This is a genomic window from Micromonospora sp. NPDC005324, assembly GCF_040607155.1.
Taxonomy (GTDB): domain Bacteria; phylum Actinomycetota; class Actinomycetes; order Mycobacteriales; family Micromonosporaceae; genus Micromonospora; species Micromonospora trifolii.
On the sequence record NZ_JBEXGE010000097.1, the window covers coordinates 1 to 4,742 of the forward strand.

At 69.4% G+C, this 4,742-nt stretch carries 2 protein-coding genes and 1 pseudogene; 2 read left to right on the forward strand and 1 reads right to left on the reverse strand.

The annotated features are described in order from the left end of the window. Window positions 1-107: 107 nt before the first annotated feature. Window positions 108-1,196: pseudogene (locus ABZS40_RS36265) on the reverse strand (cellulose binding domain-containing protein); the annotation flags it as partial. Window positions 1,197-1,417: 221 nt separating this feature from the next. Between ABZS40_RS36265 and ABZS40_RS36270 the strand changes: the two are divergent. After that, window positions 1,418-2,524, forward strand: coding sequence for an FAD-dependent monooxygenase (locus tag ABZS40_RS36270; RefSeq protein WP_354949225.1), 1,107 nt, complete (start codon window positions 1,418-1,420; stop codon window positions 2,522-2,524). A gap of 130 nt (window positions 2,525-2,654) precedes the next feature. Next, the gene (gene ctaD / locus ABZS40_RS36275; RefSeq protein WP_354949227.1) at window positions 2,655-4,415 is read left to right on the forward strand and encodes a cytochrome c oxidase subunit I; all 1,761 of its coding nucleotides are present in this window, start codon (window positions 2,655-2,657) and stop codon (window positions 4,413-4,415) included. Window positions 4,416-4,742: the final 327 nt, after the last annotated feature.

The window sequence follows — 4,742 nt, forward strand, 5'->3', positions numbered from 1 at the left end:
ACAGAGGCGTCGGCCGCGACCGGCGCGGTCCGACACCTCTGTGATCAGGCCGCGGAGGCGCTTGAGCGGGGTGAAACGCCACTCCTCCTCCAGGCCGGTGAGGGCCGGGAGGTCGGCGACGAGTACGACCCGCTCAGGGTGCCCTGGTAGCCGAAGCTGGCCGTGCCCCCGGGTGCGACCGACCCGTTGTGGCCGACGTTGCGGGCGGTCACCGTCGACCCGCTCTGGCTCACAGTGGCGTTCCAGGCGTTGGTGACCGTCTGCCCCCCGGGCAGGCCGTAGGTCAGCGTCCACCCGTTGAGCGCGCTGGACCCGGTGTTGGTGATCTGCACGTCGGCCGTGAAGCCGTTGTTCCACGAGTTCGCCGTGTACTTCACCGCGCAGCTCGCGCCACCGCCCGGCGGCGGGGTCGTCGGCGGCGGGGTGGTGGGGTTGCCGCCACCGTTGACGTTCGCCGAGAACGAGGTCACCGCGAGGCCGACACCGCCCTGCCACGGCTCGAAACCAGCCTGGATGCTGGTCAGGTACCAGGAGTTGGTGATCGCGCCCCGGTTGCGGGTGTCGTTGATGAAGTCCAGCACGCTGAAGTTGAGGCTGGAGATCGCCGACGACGCGACGTAGGAGATGACGTTGTTGGAGCCGTTGCTGCCCCGCCAGACCTCCCAGGTGCGGCCGGCCAGGTTCGTGGTGCCGACGACCGAGCCGATGGGCTGGATCGACCCCTGTCGGTTGAGCCAGATCATGATCTCCATCTGGTTCACCCCGTCCCGCTTGGGCGACGGGTCCAGCCAGATGTCGTACGACGCGTTGTAGGTGGCGCCGCTGACGTAGCGGTAGGAGATGCTGCTGGTGGCGCTGCTGATCTGGCTCACCTGGATCGGCAGGTTCGTGCCGGGGGAGCAGTTGGTGTAGTGACAACCGAAGAACACCGAGGGGTACGCGGTGGGCGCCCCGTTGGTGGGGCTGCTGCCGTTCTGGGTGGTGATCTCGAAGCCGCTGCTGGTGACGTTGATGCACTGCTGGGCGGTGGTGCCCCAGCGGTTGTTCTGCACCACGTAGCGGCCCTGAATGGTGGTCGAGCCGTACTGCTCGCAGATCAGGGTGTCGGCCGAGGCGTTGCCGCCGAGGGCCACTGCGACGAGTGTGCTGGTGAGTAGCAGCCCGGCGGCGGCCAGGGCCCGAAGTTGACGTTTCATGACACTCCTTGACTCGGCGCGTGCTGGGCGCCGGATGTGGTGGGGCGGTGCGGGAGCGCTCCCACGCTCAACGACACATTTACATGTCTGAAACTCTCGCGCAACCGTGCCTATTGAACTGGTGGTTAGGGCGGGCCGATTGGGCCTGGTGTGCGCCGATCGCTCCGAGTAGCGTGTTGCCTCCAACGCGTGCCGTTCCCCCTCCGGAGGCGTACACCACCATGGGTGGCTCCCCCCTGCGCATCCTCGTCGTCGGCGCGGGCATCGCTGGCCTGGCCGTAGCCCGAGCGCTGCGCCTGGCGGGTTTCCGGCCCGACGTCACCGACAAGTTGCCACCGGGGGAGTCCACCGAGACCGGTCTCTACCTGCCCGGCAACGCCGCCCGCGCGCTGCACCGGCTCGACCTGCACGACCCGGTCCGGCCGATCGGGCAGGTCATCCGCCGGCAGCGGTTCTTCGACGCCGCGGGCGCGCACCTCTGCGAGGTCGACCTCGACGCCCTCTGGGCCGGCGTCGGCGAGTGCCGTGCGCTACCCCGGGCCGACCTGCACCGGGTGCTGCTCAGCGGTGCCGGCGGCGCCGTCCGGCACGGCGCCGAGGTCCGCACCCTGGACCTGCTCCCGGGCGCGGTCGGCGTCACCTTCACCGACGGCACCACCACGGAGTACGACCTGGTCATCGGCGCCGACGGGCCACGATCCTCGGTCCGTGCGCTGGCGGCGCTCGGTGGGGCGCCGCGCCCGGTCGGGCAGGTGGTCTACCGGGCCGTCCTGCGCGACGGCCCGCCGGTCACCGAGTGGACCGCACTGCTCGGCCAGCGCTCCGGGTTCCTGATGGTGCCGATCGGTGCCGGGCGGCTGCACCTCTACGCCGACGAGGCCGGCACCGAGGAACCCGCCGACCCGCTGGCCCGGCTGCGGGACCTCTTCGCCGACTACCGCGGCCCGGTCCCCGAGGTGCTGGCGGCCCTCGACGAGGTGCACGTCGGGATCACCGACGAGGTGGAGTTGGGCCGCTGGTACCGGGGGCGTGTCCTGCTGGTCGGCGACGCCGCGCACGCCACCGCGCCGACGCTGTCGCAGGGTGCGGCCATGGCGTTGGAGGACGCCGTGGTGCTGGCCGAGTCGCTGCGCGCCGCCAACAGCGTGGAGGCGGCCCTCGTGGCGTACGAAAGTCGTCGCCGTCCGCGTACCCGATGGGTGCGGGACCGGACCCGGGACCGCAACCGGACCAGGGACGTGCCGCCAGCGCTGCGCGACCCGCTGTTGCGCGGGCGCGGCGACCGAATCTTCGGGGAGCACTACCGGCTCCTGCTCGGCCCGCTGTAGGCCCGTAGTAGATCGTGTCACGCCACCCCACGCGGCGCTGCGACCTGCCGGGGACTATCCTCCTTGCGGATGACGGCCCGCCGATAACCAGCGTGTGCCGAGCGGGACAACCGAGAACCGGAGGCCACTCGTGACCACCGTCGCACCCAAGCCGGTCGTGACCCGGCCCTGGCCGGTCCGGGAGCCGGTCAAGGGGTCGGCCATCGCGCGGCTGCTGCGAACCACGGACGCGAAGCAAATCGGGATCATGTACATGATCACCGCGTTCGTGTTCTTCATGATCGGTGGCGTGATGGCCCTGATCATGCGGGCTGAGCTGGCCCGACCAGGGCTGCAGTTCCTGTCGCCGGAGCAGTACAACCAGCTCTTCACCATGCACGGCACGATCATGTTGCTGTTCTTCGCGACGCCGATCGTGTTCGCGTTCGCGAACTACATCGTGCCGATCCAGATCGGCGCGCCCGACGTCTCCTTCCCCCGACTGAACAGCTTCGCCTACTGGCTGTACCTGTTCGGCGGCACGATGGCGACCGCCGGATTCCTCACCCCGGGTGGCGCCGCTGACTTCGGCTGGTTCGCGTACGCGCCGCTGAGCAGCGTCGAGCACTCGCCGGGCGTCGGCGCCAACATGTGGATCATGGGTCTGGCCATCTCCGGCCTGGGCACCATCCTCGGCGCCGTGAACATGATCACCACGGTGCTGACCCTGCGCGCGCCCGGCATGACCATGTTCCGGATGCCGATCTTCACGTGGAACATCCTGGTCACCAGCCTCCTGGTGATCCTGGTCTTCCCGCTGCTGGCCGCCGCGCTCTTCGCGCTCGCCGCGGACCGCATCCTCGGCGCGCACGTGTACGACCCGGCAACCGGTGGGCCGATGCTCTGGCAGCACTTGTTCTGGTTCTTCGGGCACCCCGAGGTCTACATCGTGGCGTTGCCGTTCTTCGGCATCATCAGCGAGGTCATCCCGGTCTTCTCCCGTAAGCCGATCTTCGGCTACAAGGGTCTGGTCGCCGCGACCGTCGCGATCGCCGCGCTCTCCATGAGCGTCTGGGCGCACCACATGTTCGCCACCGGCCAGGTGCTGCTGCCGTTCTTCAGCTTCCTGAGCTACCTGATCGCCGTGCCGACCGGTATGAAGTTCTTCAACTGGATCGGCACCATGTGGCGGGGCCAGATCAGCTTCGAGACGCCCATGCTCTGGGCTGTCGGCTTCCTGGTCACCTTCCTCTTCGGTGGTCTCACCGGTGTGCTGCTGGCCAGCCCGCCGATCGACTTCCACGTGTCGGACTCGTACTTCGTGGTGGCGCACTTCCACTACGTCCTCTTCGGCACCATCGTGTTCGCGGTCTTCGCGGGCATCTACTTCTGGTTCCCGAAGATGTTCGGCCGGATGCTCGACGAGCGCCTGGGCAAGGTGCACTTCTGGCTCACCATGATCGGCTTCCACACCACGTTCCTGGTGCAGCACTGGCTCGGTAACGAGGGCATGCCCCGCCGGTACGCCGACTACCTGCCCAGCGACGGTTTCACCACGCTGAACACGATCTCCACGATCGGCGCGTTCATCACCGGTATCTCCACGCTGCCGTTCATCTACAACTGCTGGAAGTCGTACAAGACCGGCCCGGTGGTCGAGGTGAACGACCCCTGGGGTCACGGCAACTCGCTCGAGTGGGCGACCAGCAGCCCGCCGCCGCTGCGCAACTTCGACCGGATGCCGCGGATCCGCTCCGAGCGGCCGGCGTTCGACATGAAGTTCCCGGAGTTGGCGGCCGGTGGCCAGAGCCTGGCCGGCCCGCCGGAGGGTGGCGCCAAGCCGCTCACCAGCGAGTCGGACGGCGGGGCCAGCTACCGCGAGGACACCGCGAGCGACGTCGACCGGCACTGACGCTCACGCTCAGCAGTACGACGGGCGCCGCCCCCGGGACACCGGGAGCGGCGCCCGTCGCCATGTCCAGCCCACTGTCACTCTCGCGGCGTGCCGGCGCCTTGGCTCGGCGCGGCTGGGCCTCGGGGCTGTTTCCCTGATGAGCCTGATGACTGTGAATCATCGAGATGACTCACAGTCATCAGGCTCATCAGGATGCCCGCCGGCTGCCTGGCGCAGCGGACCCCGGGCGGCGGACCCCGGGCGGCGGACCCCGGGCGGCGGACCCCGGGCGGCGGACCCCGGGCGGCGGACCCCGGGCGGCGGACCCCGGGCGGCGGACCCCGG